At 72.1% G+C, this 14,284-nt stretch carries 12 protein-coding genes; 11 read left to right on the plus strand and 1 reads right to left on the minus strand.

The genetic code is table 11. From position 1 onward, the window contains the following. Positions 1-170: 170 nt before the first annotated feature. On the minus strand, positions 171-1,607 hold the full coding sequence (uxaC, locus tag AB0I29_RS26825) for a glucuronate isomerase (RefSeq protein ID WP_357487228.1): 1,437 nt from the start codon (positions 1,605-1,607) through the stop codon (positions 171-173). Between the two features lie 185 nt (positions 1,608-1,792). Here uxaC and AB0I29_RS26830 point away from each other — a divergent pair, with 185 nt between their 5' ends. From AB0I29_RS26830 to AB0I29_RS26880, 11 genes are all read left to right on the plus strand, one after another. Continuing rightward, complete coding sequence (locus AB0I29_RS26830; RefSeq protein WP_357487230.1) at positions 1,793-2,854, plus strand: LacI family DNA-binding transcriptional regulator; 1,062 nt, start codon at positions 1,793-1,795, stop codon at positions 2,852-2,854. Between the two features lie 51 nt (positions 2,855-2,905). Then, the gene (locus AB0I29_RS26835) at positions 2,906-4,138 is read left to right on the plus strand and encodes an extracellular solute-binding protein (RefSeq protein ID WP_285107441.1); all 1,233 of its coding nucleotides are present in this window, start codon (positions 2,906-2,908) and stop codon (positions 4,136-4,138) included. Then, entirely contained in the window at positions 4,135-5,268 is a 1,134-nt protein-coding gene (locus AB0I29_RS26840; protein WP_357487233.1) for an ABC transporter ATP-binding protein, read from the plus strand. Before AB0I29_RS26835 ends, AB0I29_RS26840 begins: the two co-directional genes overlap by 4 nt. Further along, complete coding sequence (locus tag AB0I29_RS26845; RefSeq protein WP_357487235.1) at positions 5,265-6,188, plus strand: ABC transporter permease; 924 nt, start codon at positions 5,265-5,267, stop codon at positions 6,186-6,188. The genes AB0I29_RS26840 and AB0I29_RS26845 overlap by 4 nt, the downstream gene beginning before the upstream one ends. Further along, the gene (locus AB0I29_RS26850) at positions 6,188-7,042 is read left to right on the plus strand and encodes an ABC transporter permease subunit (protein WP_285107445.1); all 855 of its coding nucleotides are present in this window, start codon (positions 6,188-6,190) and stop codon (positions 7,040-7,042) included. The genes AB0I29_RS26845 and AB0I29_RS26850 overlap by 1 nt, the downstream gene beginning before the upstream one ends. Then, positions 7,035-8,537, plus strand: a complete 1,503-nt coding sequence (locus AB0I29_RS26855) for a mannitol dehydrogenase family protein (protein WP_357487238.1) — start codon at positions 7,035-7,037, stop codon at positions 8,535-8,537. The genes AB0I29_RS26850 and AB0I29_RS26855 overlap by 8 nt, the downstream gene beginning before the upstream one ends. A gap of 294 nt (positions 8,538-8,831) precedes the next feature. Then, positions 8,832-9,944 (plus strand): Gfo/Idh/MocA family oxidoreductase, encoded by a 1,113-nt coding sequence (locus AB0I29_RS26860; protein ID WP_357487240.1) that lies wholly within the window; start codon positions 8,832-8,834, stop codon positions 9,942-9,944. Between the two features lie 396 nt (positions 9,945-10,340). Continuing rightward, a complete protein-coding gene (locus AB0I29_RS26865) occupies positions 10,341-11,669 on the plus strand; it encodes an extracellular solute-binding protein (RefSeq protein WP_285107450.1) in 1,329 nt (442 codons plus the stop codon). 2 nt (positions 11,670-11,671) lie between these two features. Next, the gene (locus tag AB0I29_RS26870; protein WP_357487243.1) at positions 11,672-12,658 is read left to right on the plus strand and encodes a sugar ABC transporter permease; all 987 of its coding nucleotides are present in this window, start codon (positions 11,672-11,674) and stop codon (positions 12,656-12,658) included. Beyond that, positions 12,655-13,557: a carbohydrate ABC transporter permease gene (locus AB0I29_RS26875; protein ID WP_285107453.1), complete on the plus strand. Its 903-nt coding sequence runs from the start codon at positions 12,655-12,657 to the stop codon at positions 13,555-13,557. Before AB0I29_RS26870 ends, AB0I29_RS26875 begins: the two co-directional genes overlap by 4 nt. A gap of 5 nt (positions 13,558-13,562) precedes the next feature. Continuing rightward, complete coding sequence (locus AB0I29_RS26880; protein WP_357487245.1) at positions 13,563-14,228, plus strand: Poxvirus protein I5; 666 nt, start codon at positions 13,563-13,565, stop codon at positions 14,226-14,228. The last annotated feature ends 56 nt before the right edge of the window (positions 14,229-14,284 follow it).

A 14,284-nucleotide genomic window follows, 5' to 3' on the forward strand; every position in this document is an offset into this window, starting at 1 on the left:
CCCCACTAACACTCTTCCCCCACCCGCCCCTCTTCCGAACTCCCGGTCTGTCCGGTCCGTGAAAAAGCCGCGACCGGACCTCCTCTTCGAAGCCTAGGTTTCTCCGCTTTGAGGCGCCTCAAAGCGGAGAAACCTAGGCTTCGAAGAGGAGGATCGACGGCGCGCCCGGCTCAGCGGGGCGCGTACGCCGTCTTCGGCAGGTGGTAGGCCAGGTCCGCGGCGGTCTCCACGGCCTCGTCCAGGTCGAGGCGGTGCTCCGCGACCAGCCGGGCGAGGTAGCCGGCGTCGACCCGGCGGGCCAGGTCGTGCCGGGCGGGGATCGAGCAGAACGCGCGGGTGTCGTCCACGAAGCCCGACATGTTCGAGAACCCGGCCGTCTCGGTCGCGGCCTCCCGGAACCGGCGCATCGCGTCGGGCGCGTCCAGGAACCACCAGGGCGCGCCCAGCCGCAGGGCCGGGTACACGCCGGCCAGCGGCGCGAGCTCGCGCGAGTACACGTCCTCGTCGATGGTGAACGCGATCATCCGGAAGGTCTGCGAGTTGCCGAACGCCTCCAGCACGGGCCGCAGGCCGGTCGCGAACTCGGTGGCCACGGGGATGTCGTACCCCTTGTCGGGGCCGAACGCCGCGGCGACGGCGGGGTCGTGGTCGCGCAGCACGCCCGGGTGGAACTGCATGACCAGGCCGTCCTCCGCCGACATCGCGGCCATCTGGAACAGCATGTGCGCGGAGAACGCCGCCTCCTCGGCGGCGGAGAGCACCGCGCCCTCCGCGGCCGGCTCGGCCGCCAGGGCCTTCTCGAAGAGGGCGCGCGCCACGTCGTCGGGCAGCGGGGTGGTGTCCGCGCTGAAGTGGCCGTGGTCCGTGGCCAGGCCGCCCGCCGCGACAAAGGCGGCGCGGCGCTCGCGGAGCGCCGCCAGGTACCCGGCGTACGTGTCGGTGGCGATGCCGGACGCCGTCGCCAGGCGCTCCAGGTCGCCCCGCCAGGTCGCGCGGGCGGGGTGCAGCAGCGGGTCGGGCCGGAAGGTCGGCAGCACGCGGCCGGGCAGCTCGGCGGCGAGGCGCGCGTGCTCGTCGAGCGTGCTCCAGGCCGGGTCCGTGGTGGCGATGACCTCGATGCCGAACCGGTCCAGGAGCGCGCGGGGGCGGAAGTCGGGGTCGGCGAGCCGCTCGGCGACCTGGTCGTAGACCTGGTCCGCCGTCTCCGCCGACGGCCGCACCGTCACGCCGAAGATCTCGACGAGCTCGTGCTCCGTCCAGTAGCGCGTGGGCGTCCCCCGGAAGTGCTTCCAGCCCGCGCAGAACCGGCGGAAGATCTCGCGCGGGTCGGCCTCGAACCCGGGCGCACCGGCGGGGCCGACCCCCAGCTCGGGGAGCATGGCGCCCTGCGACACGAGCATCCGCGTGAGGTAGTGGTCGGGCACCACGAGGAGCTGGGCGGGGTCGGGGAACGGTTCGTCGTCCGCGAAGGCGGCGACGTCGACGTGGCCGTGCATCGACACGATCGGGAGGTCCCGGACCGCCGCGTAGATCTCGCGGGCGATGGGCCGCGTCACGGGGTCGGCGGGCAGGGCCCGATCGGGGTGCAGCGTCCAGGTGTCGGTCACATTGTCCTCCTGCGGGCATCGTTGCCGGTTCGGGTAAGCGCTTCCACATCGTAGGCACGGCCCCGGCCTCGATACGAACGAGAGGCTCTCTCCACATGAGACAGACGGGACGTTGCGAACGTTTGCAGTCAAACCCTACGATAGGTGCAAACGTTCGCAGTGTCGCGAATCACCCAGGAGGTGGCATGGTCACGGTGCACGACGTCGCGCGCGCCGCCGGGGTCTCGATCTCCACGGTGTCGCGCGCCCTGACCGCCCCCGAGCGGGTGGCCGCCGCGACCCGCGACCGCGTCACGAGGGCCGCCGCCGAGCTCGGCTACCGGCCCAACGTCGCGGCGAGCGGCCTGCGGATGGGCCGTACGCACGCCGTCGGTCTGCTGGTCCCCGACCTGGAGAACCCGTACTTCGCGTCCGTGACCAAGAGCGTGCAGGCCCGCGCCCGCGCGGAAGGCTACGAGGTGTTCGTCGCCGACTCGGACGAGGACCCCGACGTCGAGCCCGAGCTGATCGGGGCGCTCGCCGCCCGGACCGACGGGCTGCTCGTGGCGTCGCCGCGGTCGGGTGAGGCGGAGCTGCGTGCCGCGCTCGTGGGCCTGACCGCGGTGCTGGCCAACCGGGAGCTGCCCGCCGTCGACGCGGAGCCCCGTCCGGACTCGGGCTCGGGTTCCGGCCGCGCGGCCGAGGGTGAGGGCGCGGCGCAGGAGATCCCGTTCGTGTCGGTGGACGACGCCGACGGCGTGGCCCAGATCGTCGGGCACCTGCACGCGCTCGGGCACCGGTCCGTGGGCGTGGCCGCCGGCCCCGCGTCGTCGTGGTCGGGTGCCCGCCGGGTCGCCGGGCTGGTCGACGCCGCCGCCCGCTGGGACCTCGACCTGGTGCGGCTGGGCACTTTCCAGCCGTACTTCGCGGGCGGCACGCAGGCGGCCGACCACGCGGTCGCGAGCGGCGTCACCGCCGTCGTCGCGTTCAACGACCTCATGGCGCTCGGCATCCTGAGCCGGCTGCGCCAGCGCGGGGTCGACGTGCCGGGCCAGATGTCCGTGGTGGGGTTCGACGACGTCCAGCTCGCCACGCTGGTCTCGCCCGCGCTGACCACCGTGCACGCCCCGCTGGCCCGCCTGGGCCGGCGCGCCGTCGACCTGCTGCTCGCGCGTCTGCGCGGCGGCACGCCGGCGAGCGTCCAGCTCCCCGTGGAGCTCACGATCCGCGGGTCCTCCGGGCCCGCTCCCGCCGGGACGGTCAACTGACGCCCGTCCTGGCAGACCCTGGGCGAAGGAGCCCGAGAGAGAGGAAGCACCATGCGCACCTCGAAGAAGGCGGCGGCGCTCGTCGGCGTCGCCGCACTGACCCTGCTCACCGCCTGCGCCCCGCCCGCCCCGCCCGGAGGCGAGAGCGGGGGCGCCGTCACCGACGCGGCCGACGTCCCCGGGACGCCGTCGGAGCCGGTCACCCTGAACATCCTCGACGTCGCGGGCAACCAGCGGCTCACCGAGGGCATGGTCGACGAGTTCGTCGAGAACAACCCGGACGTCATCGAGTCGGTGACCTGGGAGACGGGCGGCGCGCCGGACGTCACGGGCATCGTCAAGCCGCAGGTGGACAGCGGCAACCTGTCCATCGACGTGGTGTTCACCGGGAACGACGGGCTCGCGGCCGGCATCAGCCAGGACCTGTGGATCCCGGTCGTGGACGACTACGGCGACCGGCTGACCAACCAGGAGAACTACCTGGAGCCCGCCGCGAACATGCAGGAGCTCGCCGAGGGCTACGGCGTGGTGACGACGTACTACCCGTCCGGGCCGCTGCTCCAGTACGACCCCGAGGTGGTCGGCACCCCGCCGGCCACGCCGGAGGAGCTGCTGGAGTGGGCCAAGGCCAACCCCGGCAAGTTCGGCTACGCGCGCCCCGCCAACTCCGGCCCGGGCCGCACCTTCCTCATGGGGCTGCCCTACATCCTGGGTGACAAGGACCCGAAGGACCCCGAGAACGGCTGGGACAAGACCTGGGCGTACCTCGAGGAGCTGGGCCAGTACGTCGACACCTACCCCACGGGCACCGGCCAGGTCGTGACCAACATGGCCGACGGCACCTGGGCGATGATCCCGACCACCACAGGCTGGGACATCGCGCCGCGTGCCGAGGGGCAGCTCCCGAACACGCTGGAGGCCGCCGCGTTCGACGACTTCACGTGGGTCACCGACGCGCACTACGCCGCGATCCCGAAGGGGCAGAGCGCCGACAAGATCAGCGCGATCCTGCTCCTGCTGCAGGACATGCTCACTCCTGAGCAGAACGCCAAGGCGTACGACGCCGGCTACTTCTACCCGGGCCCGGCGATCGAGGGCGCGACGCTCGACCTCGCCCCGCAGGAGTCGCAGGACGTGATCGAGGAGTTCGGCCGCCCCCTGTTCGACGAGCTCATCGAGTCGCAGGACGCCGTGACGCCGCTCGACGCGGACTCCATGGTGACCGCGTTCGACATCTGGGACCGCGAGGTCGGCGGCGGCAAGGTGGAGGAAGAGGCAGAGTGAGCGACTTCGAGTCCCTGGAGCTGCGGGGCGTCGGCCGCAGCTTCGGCGGGGTGGACGCGCTGGCCGGGCTGGACCTGACGATCAGGGCGGGCGAGTTCGTGGCCCTGCTGGGCCCGTCGGGCTGCGGCAAGTCGACGGCGCTGAACTGCCTGGCCGGCCTGCTGCCGCTGACGCACGGCGAGATCCGGCTGGACGGGAGGCGGATCGACACCCTGCCCCCGGAGCGGCGCGGGTTCGGCATGGTCTTCCAGTCGTACGCGCTGTTCCCGCACCTGAGCGTGGAGAAGAACGTCGCGTTCGGGCTGCAGATGCAGGGCGTGCCGCGGGCCGAGATCGCCTCGCGGGTGCGCGCGGCGATCGACCTGGTCAAGCTCGGCGAGCACGCCAGGAAGCTGCCCGGCCAGCTCTCGGGCGGGCAGCAGCAGCGGGTCGCCATCGCGCGCGCCGTGGTGCTCGAACCGTCGCTCGTGCTCATGGACGAGCCGCTGTCGAACCTCGACGCCAAGCTGCGGCTCGACATGCGCACCGAGATCCGGCGGCTGCACCAGTCCCTGGGGCTCACGACGATCTACGTGACGCACGACCAGGAGGAGGCGCTGTCCCTGGCTGACCGCCTGGTCGTCATGCGCGAGGGTCGCGTGCAGCAGGTGGGCACGCCCGACGAGCTCTACGAGAGCCCGACGAGCTGGTACGTCGCCGACTTCATGGGCTACCGGAACATCCTGCCCGCGACCGTCGTCTCGGCGTCCGGGGGCGAGGTCGTGGTGGAGCTGTCCGGCACGCGTGGCTCGGCCGGGTCGGCCGGCGGCGGCGTACGGCTCACCGGGCGCGCGGTCGGCGCTCTGGGCGCGGGGGACCGCGTGCGGGTGGCGGTGCGCCCGGAGGACTTCTCCGTGGCCGGCTCGGGCCCGGCGGGGACCGGCGGGTCGATCCCCGGGTCCGTCTCGGTGGTCGAGTACCACGGGCGCGAGTTCGCCGTCGGGGTGCAGGCCGGAGAGACGATGCTCCACGCCCGCGCCACGACGGCGCCCGACGTCGGCGGTGCCGTCACCCTGACCGCGCCGGTCGACCGGGTGCTCGTGTTCCCCGAGTCGCTGGACGCCGTCGTGCCGCAGGCGGTGGCGGCGTGAGCGTCGGTCGACGGCCGGGACGCGCCACCGCGAGCCTGCGGCACCGCCTGGCCGAGCGGGGCGTGGACCCCGCCCTGTTCCTGCTCCTGCCGGGTCTCGTGGTCGCCGTCGCGCTGTTCGTGTACCCGTTCTCGTACGGGATCGGGCTCACGATCCAGCCCACCGCGGCGATGCAGGAGCAGTGGGGCGGCGGGGTCCTCGCCAACTACGTCGCGTTCTTCCGCGACCCGTTCGTGTTCGACTCGGTGTGGCTCACGATGCGCCTCGCCCTGCCCGCCGCCCTGTTCAACGTGCTGGCGTCGGTCCCGGTGGCGATGGTGCTGCGGCACCGGTTCCGCGGCAAGCGGCTGCTGACGTCGCTGCTGGTGCTGCCGATCACCCTGGGCACCGTGCTCACCGCGCAGGGGCTGCTGATCTTCGCGGGGCGGCAGGGCTGGATCAACCGGGCGCTGCTGGAGGTCGGCCTGATCGACGAGCCGCTCAAGCTCGTCAACAACTACCTGGGCGTCATGTTCTCCCTGGTCATCACCGGCTTCCCGTTCGCGTTCCTGCTCATCTCGTCGTACCTGTCGGGCATCGACCCGTCGCTGGAGCAGGCCGCGAAGACGCTCGGCGCCGGCTGGTGGCAGCGGTTCCGGCGGATCGTGCTGCCGCTGCTGGCGCCCGGGCTGGCCACCACGTTCATCCTGACGTTCGTGCTCGCCTTCTCGGTGTTCCCGTCGGCCCGGCTGGTCGGTGACGCCATGGGCGAGACCCGGGTCATGTCCCTCATGGCGTTCCGGGCGTTCGGCGAGCAGAACGACTACGCCATGGCGTCCACCATCGCGCTGATGATGGGCGCGGTCGAGTTGCTCGTCGTCGTCGCCGTGCTGGGCCTGCGCTCGCTGCTGTACCGCGGGACCACGGGAGGGAAGGGCTGATGGCCACGTCAACGCTGGAGCGGCCGCTCGCCGCACGGCCGTCCACCTGGTTCGTCTGGGCCGGCATGACGGCGTTCGGGGTGTTCCTGCTCGGGATCCTCGTCGCCGTCGTGGTCGACTCGTTCGGCCGGCAGTGGTTCGACACGTGGCTGCCCGACGGGCTGACCACCGAGCGGTACGTCGAGGCCTGGGACCGGTTCGCCCTGGGCGAGGTGGTGGGTGTCACCGTCGGCGTCGCCGTGCTCGTCGTCGTCATCTCGGTGCTCGTGGGCGTGCCCGCCGCCTACGTGCTGGCCCGCCGCGACTTCCCGGGCAAGCGCGCCGTCATGCTGCTGTTCCTGCTGCCGGTGCTCATGCCGCCCATCACGTACGGCATCCCGCTCGCGACCGTCATGTACTCGTTCGGGCTGGGCCGCACGCTGACCGCGGTCGTGCTCGTCAACCTCGTGCCGTCGGTGCCGTTCGTGATCCTGACGATGACGCCGTTCATCGAGCAGATCAACCCCGCCATCGAGTCGGCCGCCCGGATGTGCGGGGCCCGCACCTGGCAGGTGTTCACGCGGATCCTGGCCCCGCTGCTCGTCCCGGGTATCCTCGCGGCGGCCATCCTGGTGCTCGTGCGGACCGTCGGTCTCTTCGAGCTGACCTTCCTCGTGTCGGGCCCTGGTTCGGACACACTCGTCGTCGCCATCTACCGTGGCATGACGGCCGCCGGCGGTGGTGAGGCGAGACAGCTCATCTCGGCCCTGTCGGTGATCTACACCGCGACGATGCTCGTCATGCTCGTGGTGGCGCTGCGGTTCGTGAACCCGACGCAGCTCGTGGCACAAGTCAAGGAGACACGTGATGACTGAGGACCGCCTGCACCGGGACCACCTCCCGGGCGGCATCGACGCACCCGTGATGCCGACGTCGGTGGGGATCGTCCACCTCGGCATCGGCGCGTTCCACCGGGCGCACCAGGCCGTGTACACGGAGCGCGCCGCGATCGCGACGGGCGACACCACCTGGGGCATCCTGGGCGTCACCCAGCGCTCCGCGACCGTGCGCGACCAGCTCCGCCCCCAGGGCGGTGTGTACTCGGTGCTCACCGCGGGGGAGCAGGAGTCCTCGGTCGAGCTCGTCGGGTCCGTGGTCGACGTCGCCTACCCCGCCGAGGAGACCGAGCGCGTGCTGGCGGCGCTCGCGGCGCCGTCGACCCACGTGGTCACGCTGACGATCACGGAGAAGGGCTACGCCCGGCGGCCCGACGGGTCGCTGGACACCGAGGCGGTGGCCGGGGACCTCGCGGCGCTGGCCGCGGTGGTCGCCGCCGGGGGCGCGGCCGAGACGGTGCGGCCGGCGGCGTCGGCCATCGGGCTGCTGGTGCGCGGGCTCGCCCAGCGCGCCGCGTCCGGCGCGCCCATCACCGTGCTGACCTGCGACAACATGGTCGACAACGGCCGGGTGCTCGAACGCCTGGTGCGGGAGGCCGCGGACGCGGCCCTGCCCGGGCCCGAGGGCGACACCCTGCGCGCGTTCCTCGACGCGAGCGTCACGTTCCCGTGCTCCATGGTTGACCGGATCGTGCCGGCGACCACGCCGGAGCAGCGCGACCAGGTGGAGCGGACGCTCGGCGTGCGGGACGAGGGCCTCGTGGTGGGCGAGCCGTTCGCGCAGTGGGTGATCGAGGACCGGTTCGCCGGCCCGCGCCCCGCGTGGGAGGCGGCGGGCGCCACGCTGACCAAGGACGTCGCGCCGTTCGAGCAGGCCAAGCTGCGGCTGCTCAACGGGACGCACTCGCTGGTCGCGTACTCGGGGTGGCTCGCGGGGCACTCGACGATCGCGGGCGGCGTGACCGACCCGGTGATCGCCGAGCGGGCGCGGCAGTACCTCTTCGAGGACGCGCTGCCGACGCTCACCGCGCCCGAGGGCCTGGACCTGCGGCAGTACGGCGAGCAGATCCTGTCCCGGTTCGCGAACCCGCACACGGGGCACACCACGGCCCAGGTGGCGATGGACGGCACCCAGAAGATCCCGTTCCGCTGGGGCGGCGTGCTCGCGGACTCGCTCGCCGCAGGGCGGGAGCCGCAGGGGGTGGCGTTCGGCCTGGCCGCGTGGGCCGAGTTCGTCCGACGCCGGACGCACTCCGGCGAGGGCATCGACGACCCGCGTGCCGCGGAGCTGGAGGCGCTGGTCGGCGCCGCCGAGGTGCCGGGCGGCTCGGACGGGCTCGGCGACGTCGAGGGGCTGGCCGGCGCCGAGGAGGACCTCCGGGCGCTGCTCGCGCTGCCTGGGCTGCTGCCTGCCGGGACGCCGGAGTCGTTCGTCGACGTGGTGGCCGCGGAGATCGAGTCGGTCCTGAGCTGACCTCTCGGGCTCGCTGGGTCTGGCTTGGTCGGATGCTCCGGCCGGCCGGGCGGGCCGGCGCGGTCCGTCCCCTTCGAGGCCTAAGTTTCTTCGCTTTGGACAGCTCCAAAGCGAAGAAACTTAGGCCTCGAAAGGGATCGCGACGGCCTTCCGTGTGTCCGGTCCGGGCCACCGTGGCGGGAAAGCCCTTTCCATCGTCGAGGGTCACGGGTAGGGTTCCTGCGGATCGACGCGGCCGGGTCGCGTCGACTCGATAGAGTGATCGATCACACGCGTCGACGAGGACGGAGCACGATGAGAGTCACGATCCTGGGCACAGGTGCCATCGCCGGAGCCCACGCACGAGCGATCGCGGACCTGCCGGCGCACGGCGTGGACGCGACCCTGGTGCACGCCGTCGACATCGACGCGGCGCGGGCGGAGGAGTTCGCCCGCGAGCACGGCGTCGCCGCGCACGGGACCTCCCTGGACGACGTGCTCGCCGAGACGGACGTGCTGCACGTCTGCACGCCGCCGGGCGTGCACGCGGACGTCGCCGTGGCCGCGCTCCAGGCGGGCGTGCACGTGGTGGTCGAGAAGCCCGCCACGCTGTCCCTCGCCGAGATCGACCGCATCGCGGACGCCGAGGCCGCCTCGACGGCGTCGTTCACGCAGGTGGTGCAGCACCGGTTCGGGCACGGTGCGCGCCAGCTCCGCCGCCTGCTCGACGACGGCGCCCTGGGCCGACCCCTGGTCGCCACGTGCGACACCCTGTGGTTCCGGGCGCCGGCGTACTTCGAGGTGCCGTGGCGCGGCCGGTGGGACACCGAGGGCGGCGGGCCGACGATGGGCCACGGCATCCACCAGTTCGACCTGCTGCTGGCGACGCTCGGGCCGTGGTCCGAGGTGACGGCCATGGCGGGCCGCCTCGCCCGGCACGTCGACACCGAGGACGTCTCGATGGCGATCCTCCGCTTCGAGAGCGGCGCGATGGCCACGATCACCAATTCGTTGCTGTCGCCGCGGGAGACCTCTGACCTGCGGTTCGACACCGAGGCGGCGACGATCGAGCTGTCGCACCTGTACGGGTACACCGACGCCGACTGGACGTTCACGCCGGCGGCGGGCCGCGACGACGTCGGGCAGCTGTGGCAGCCGGACCCCGAGGCGCTGCCGTCGGGGCACCTCGCCCAGTTCGTGCCGACGTACCGGGCGTTCGCCGCGGGCGAGGCGCCGCCGGTCACCGCGGCCGACGCGCGCGGCACGCTGGAGCTGGTCGCCGCGATCTACCGGTCGGCATTCACGGGCGCGATCGTGCGGGCGGGCGAGATCGGCCCGGGCGACCCGTTCCACGAGTCCATGCGCGGCACGGGCCCGAGCTGGGCCCCGCTGAAGGGCACGCCGACCCCGGCCCCCGCCGCGAGCTGACGCCGCCGCCCGGCTGCGGGCTGCGGCGTCGGCCGGGTGTCGGCCGTCGAACGTAGGCCTGGTCGCGCTATGAGCCCTCATGCGCCGACGACTCCTACGTTCGACGGCCCGGGTTGAGCCCGGCGCGGGCGGCGGCTTGAGCCCGGCGTCGGCGGCGGCGTTCAGTGCTGACCAGTCGGCGCCGTGGCAGTGGCGTGATCAGTGGCGACAGCGCCACCAGGTCAGCGCTCGCCGACGTTCAGGCCCCCGTGGTGGGCCGGGTTCCAACGATGCAGTTCGTTACGAATTCCTGACCTGGGGCTCTGGACAACGCTTCCCGGAGCGGTATTGTATCGATTCAGTCGGCGGTCGAGGATGCAGCCGGCCACCAGCAGCACACAGAGCAAGGAGGCTCACGTGGTCCGCACACGCACCACCCGAAAGACTGCGGCCGTCCAGGTCACGGCCCTCGCAGCGGCTTCGGCCCTGGCCCTCTCGGCCTGCGGCGGCGGGACGACCGCCTCGGCCGAGGCGGCGCCGGTAGCCACCGACCGGGACATCGAGCTGTCCCTCGTCTGGTGGGGGGACGACGACCGCGCGGCCCGGTACGAGGAGGCGGTGGCGCTCTTCGAGGAGCAGCACCCGAACATCGACGTGCAGACGCAGTTCCAGGCCTGGGACGACTACTGGACCGCGCGCAGCACCGAGGCAGCGGGCCAGACCCTGCCCGACGTCTTCCAGATGGACCTCGCGTACATCCACCAGTACGCGTCGAACAACCAGCTCCTGGACCTGTCGAACCAGCTCGGCGTGAACCTGGACACCGACGACTTCGACGAGACGGTGCTCGCCTCCGGCTCGGTCGACGACGGCCAGTACGGGATCCCGACCAGCACCAACACCCTCGGCATGATCCACCACGACGACCTCCTGGACGAGCTCGGCATCGAGCCGCCGGAAGAGGGTCTGACCTGGGACGAGTACGACGCCTGGATCCGCGAGGTCAGCGCGGCGGGCGCCGACCACGACCCGCAGATCTACGGCGGCACCGACTACACCGGCACGCTGTGGCTCTTCATCCAGTGGCTGGTGCAGCAGGGCAAGACGGCGTTCGCCGACGACGGCTCCCCGGCCTTCGAGAAGGCCGACCTCGTCGCCTGGGCTGAGCGCACCCAGCCGCTGCGTGACGACGGCGTCTTCTTCCCGGTCGAGCGGGCCAAGCAGGTCGAGCCCCTCACCGGTATGCAGGTGGGCCAGGCCGCTACCGAGATGACCTGGGACAACATGATGGCCGGCTACTCGGCCGGCGCGGGCTCCGAGAACCTCGACCTGCTCCCGGTGCCGACCGGCGCCGACGGCTCGGCGCAGTTCTGGAAGCCGTCGATGCTGCTCTCGTCGTCGGCGACGACACAGGAGCCGGACGCCGCCGCGGCGCTCATCGACTTCCTCGTCAACGACCCCGAGGTGGGCAAGATCTTCGGCACCTCGAAGGGCGTGCCCGCCGTGGCGGCCCAGCGTGACGCCATGGAGGTCGAGGAGGGCTCGATCGACGACAAGATCGTCGGCTACGAGGAGCACGTCGCCGAGCGCGTCACGGAGGACACCCCGCTGCCCGTCGAGGGCTACGGCGTGGTCGAGGCCGAGTTCAAGCGGCTGGGTGAGGAGCTGTCCTACGGCAACATCACGCCGGAGGAGTTCGCCGACCAGTGGTTCCAGAGCGCCGAATCGAACCTCGGCGGGTCCTGACCATGTCCGCGACCACCACCGAGCGCGGGCGCTCGGCCGGGCGCGGCGGCGTGCGGGGGACGGCGACGTCGTCGTCCCCCGCACGGGGCGGCGGCAAGCCGCGGCGCGACCGGTCCGACGTGAAGGCCGGGTACGCGTTCCTGTCCCCGTGGCTCCTCGGGTTCGTGCTGCTGACGGCGGGCCCCATGCTGATGTCGCTGTACCTCGCGTTCACCGACTACAACCTGTTCCGGGCCCCCACGTTCGTGGGCATCGACAACTTCACCGCCCTGTTCGCCGACCCGCGGTTCCTCAAGTCCGCCCAGGTGACGGCGGTCTACGTGCTGGTGGGCGTGCCGGTCAAGCTGGCCGCCGCGCTCGCCGTCGCCGTGCTGCTCAACGCGAAGCACCGCGGCCAGGGCGCGTACCGTTCGATGTTCTACGCGCCGTCGCTCATCGGGGCCAGCGTCTCCGTGGCGATCGTGTGGCGCGCCATGTTCATCGACGACGGCATCGCCGACCAGGTCCAGCAGTTCTTCGGCCTGCCGGCCGGCGGCTGGGTGGGCGACCCGAGCATGACCATGCCGATGATGATCCTGCTGGCCGTGTGGCAGTTCGGCGCCCCCATGGTGATCTTCCTGGCGGGGCTCAAGCAGATCCCGGCCGAGCTGCACGAGGCGGCCGCCGTCGACGGCGCCGGGCCGATCCGCCGGTTCGTCTCGGTGACGCTGCCGATGCTGTCGCCGGTGCTGTTCTTCAACCTGCTGCTCGAGACGATCGGCGCGTTCCAGGTGTTCAGCTCCGCCTTCATCATCTCCGGCGGCACCGGCGGTCCCGCCGACTCGACGCTGTTCTACACGTTCTACCTCTACCTCAAGGGCTTCACGGAGTTCCGGATGGGGTACGCCTCGGCCATGGCCTGGGTGCTCGTGCTCGTGGTCGGCATCATCACCGCCGTCCTGTTCCGCACCTCGCGTGCCTGGGTCCACTACACGGGAGACGTGCGATGACGACAGCGACGACCACCGCCCCGAGCCCCGTCGTGGACTCCTCCCCGAGCGTGACGGCGACCCGGCGCAAGCGCCTGCGGTCCGTCGTGTTCCACGTGCTCGTGATCGCCGTCGCCGTGGTGATCCTGTACCCCGGCGTGTGGATGGTCATGAGCTCGTTCAAGCCGAGCGGCGACATCGTCGGCAACGTGAACCTGTGGCCCGAGACGTGGACGCTGGCGAACTACACATCGGCGCTGAGCGGCATCGGCGGCGTCTCGTTCTGGACGTTCGTGCTCAACTCGCTGATCCTCGCGGTCGGGTCGGTCGTGGGCATCGTCCTGTCGGCCACCGTGTCCGCCTACGCGTTCGCCCGCATCAGCTTCCCGGGTCGCGGGGTGTACTTCGCGGTGATGATCGGCACGATGCTCCTGCCGTTCCACGTGGTGATCATCCCGCAGTACATCCTGTTCAACTCCATGGGCCTGGTGAACACGTTCGTGCCGCTGCTGGCGCCCAAGTTCCTGGCCACGGAGGCGTTCTTCGTCTTTCTCATGGTGCAGTTCCTCCGGGGGCTGCCGCGTGAGCTCGACGAGGCGGCGCGCATCGACGGCTGCGGGCACTGGGGGATCTTCCGGCTCGTGCTGCTCCCGCTCATGCGGCCGGCGGTGATCACCAGCTCGATCTTCGCCTTCATCTGGTCGTGGAACGACTTCCTCGGCCCGCTGCTCTACCTCAAGCGGCCCGACACCTACCCCCTGCCCATCGCGCTGCGGCTGTACGTGGACCAGACGTCGGTCTCCGACTACGGCGCGCAGATGGCCATGGCCGTGCTCGCGCTCGTGCCGGTGCTGCTGTTCTTCGTGGTCTTCCAGCGGTACCTGGTGGACGGCGTCGCGACGCAGGGCCTCAAGGGCTGAGCGCCGTGAGCGCACAGGAGCAGGCCGACGAGTCCGCCGCGCCGCCGGCCCGCGGACGCCGTCTGGCCGGTGAGGGCTGGTTCCCCCTGCTGGGGGAGACGCTGCTGACCGGGCTGCTCGTGCTCGGCGGCAGCCTGCCCGTGGTGACCGCCCCGGCGGCGGTCGCCGCGGGGGCCGCGCACCTGCGGCGACACCTCGGCGGCTATGACACCTCGGTCCGTTCGTTCTGGCGGGACTGGCTCGCGGCCGTGCGTGGACTGTGGGTGCTGGGCGTGCTCGTGCTGGTCGCCGCGGTCGCCGTGACGGTCAACACCGGGCTGACGGCGTCGGGCGCGCTGCCGGGCGCGTCCGCCGTGCGCTGGGTGACGTGGGCGGCCGCGGCCTGCGCCGCGGTGGTCCTGGTCCGCACGACGGCGGCGTGGTCGGACGGCGGTGCGGGGGCCGGAGCCGGTTCCGGGGCGGACGGCGGCAGCGTCTGGTGGCTGCTGTCCCGCGGCGCGGCGCGCTCCCGCGACGACCTGGTGGGTTCGGCGCTGCTGCTGGCGGCCCTGGTGATGTGCGTGGTGCTCGTCTGGATGTTGACGCCGCTCGTCCTGGTGACGGGTGGCCTGCTCAGCCTGGCGGCGGTCGCCGTCGAGACCCGGCGCGCACAGCCGCGCCCGGTCGACTGAAAGTGCGCCTCTACCCAGCCATCTGGCCCGAGACCCAGCAGGTTCCGGGCCAGATG

It is taken from the genome of Promicromonospora sp. NPDC050262 (assembly GCF_040655935.1).
Classification (GTDB): Bacteria; Actinomycetota; Actinomycetes; order Actinomycetales; family Cellulomonadaceae; genus Promicromonospora.

Excerpts from the sequence above, each read along its gene's own strand:
- AB0I29_RS26830 (WP_357487230.1), top strand. The coding sequence starts at position 1,793 with ATGGTCACGGTGCACGACGTCGCGCGCGCCGCCGGGGTCTCGATCTCC.
- AB0I29_RS26835 (WP_285107441.1), top strand. The coding sequence starts at position 2,906 with ATGCGCACCTCGAAGAAGGCGGCGGCGCTCGTCGGCGTCGCCGCACTG.
- AB0I29_RS26850 (WP_285107445.1), top strand. The coding sequence starts at position 6,188 with ATGGCCACGTCAACGCTGGAGCGGCCGCTCGCCGCACGGCCGTCCACC.
- AB0I29_RS26855 (WP_357487238.1), top strand. The coding sequence starts at position 7,035 with ATGACTGAGGACCGCCTGCACCGGGACCACCTCCCGGGCGGCATCGAC.
- AB0I29_RS26860 (WP_357487240.1), top strand. The coding sequence starts at position 8,832 with ATGAGAGTCACGATCCTGGGCACAGGTGCCATCGCCGGAGCCCACGCA.
- AB0I29_RS26870 (WP_357487243.1), top strand. The coding sequence starts at position 11,672 with ATGTCCGCGACCACCACCGAGCGCGGGCGCTCGGCCGGGCGCGGCGGC.
- AB0I29_RS26875 (WP_285107453.1), top strand. The coding sequence starts at position 12,655 with ATGACGACAGCGACGACCACCGCCCCGAGCCCCGTCGTGGACTCCTCC.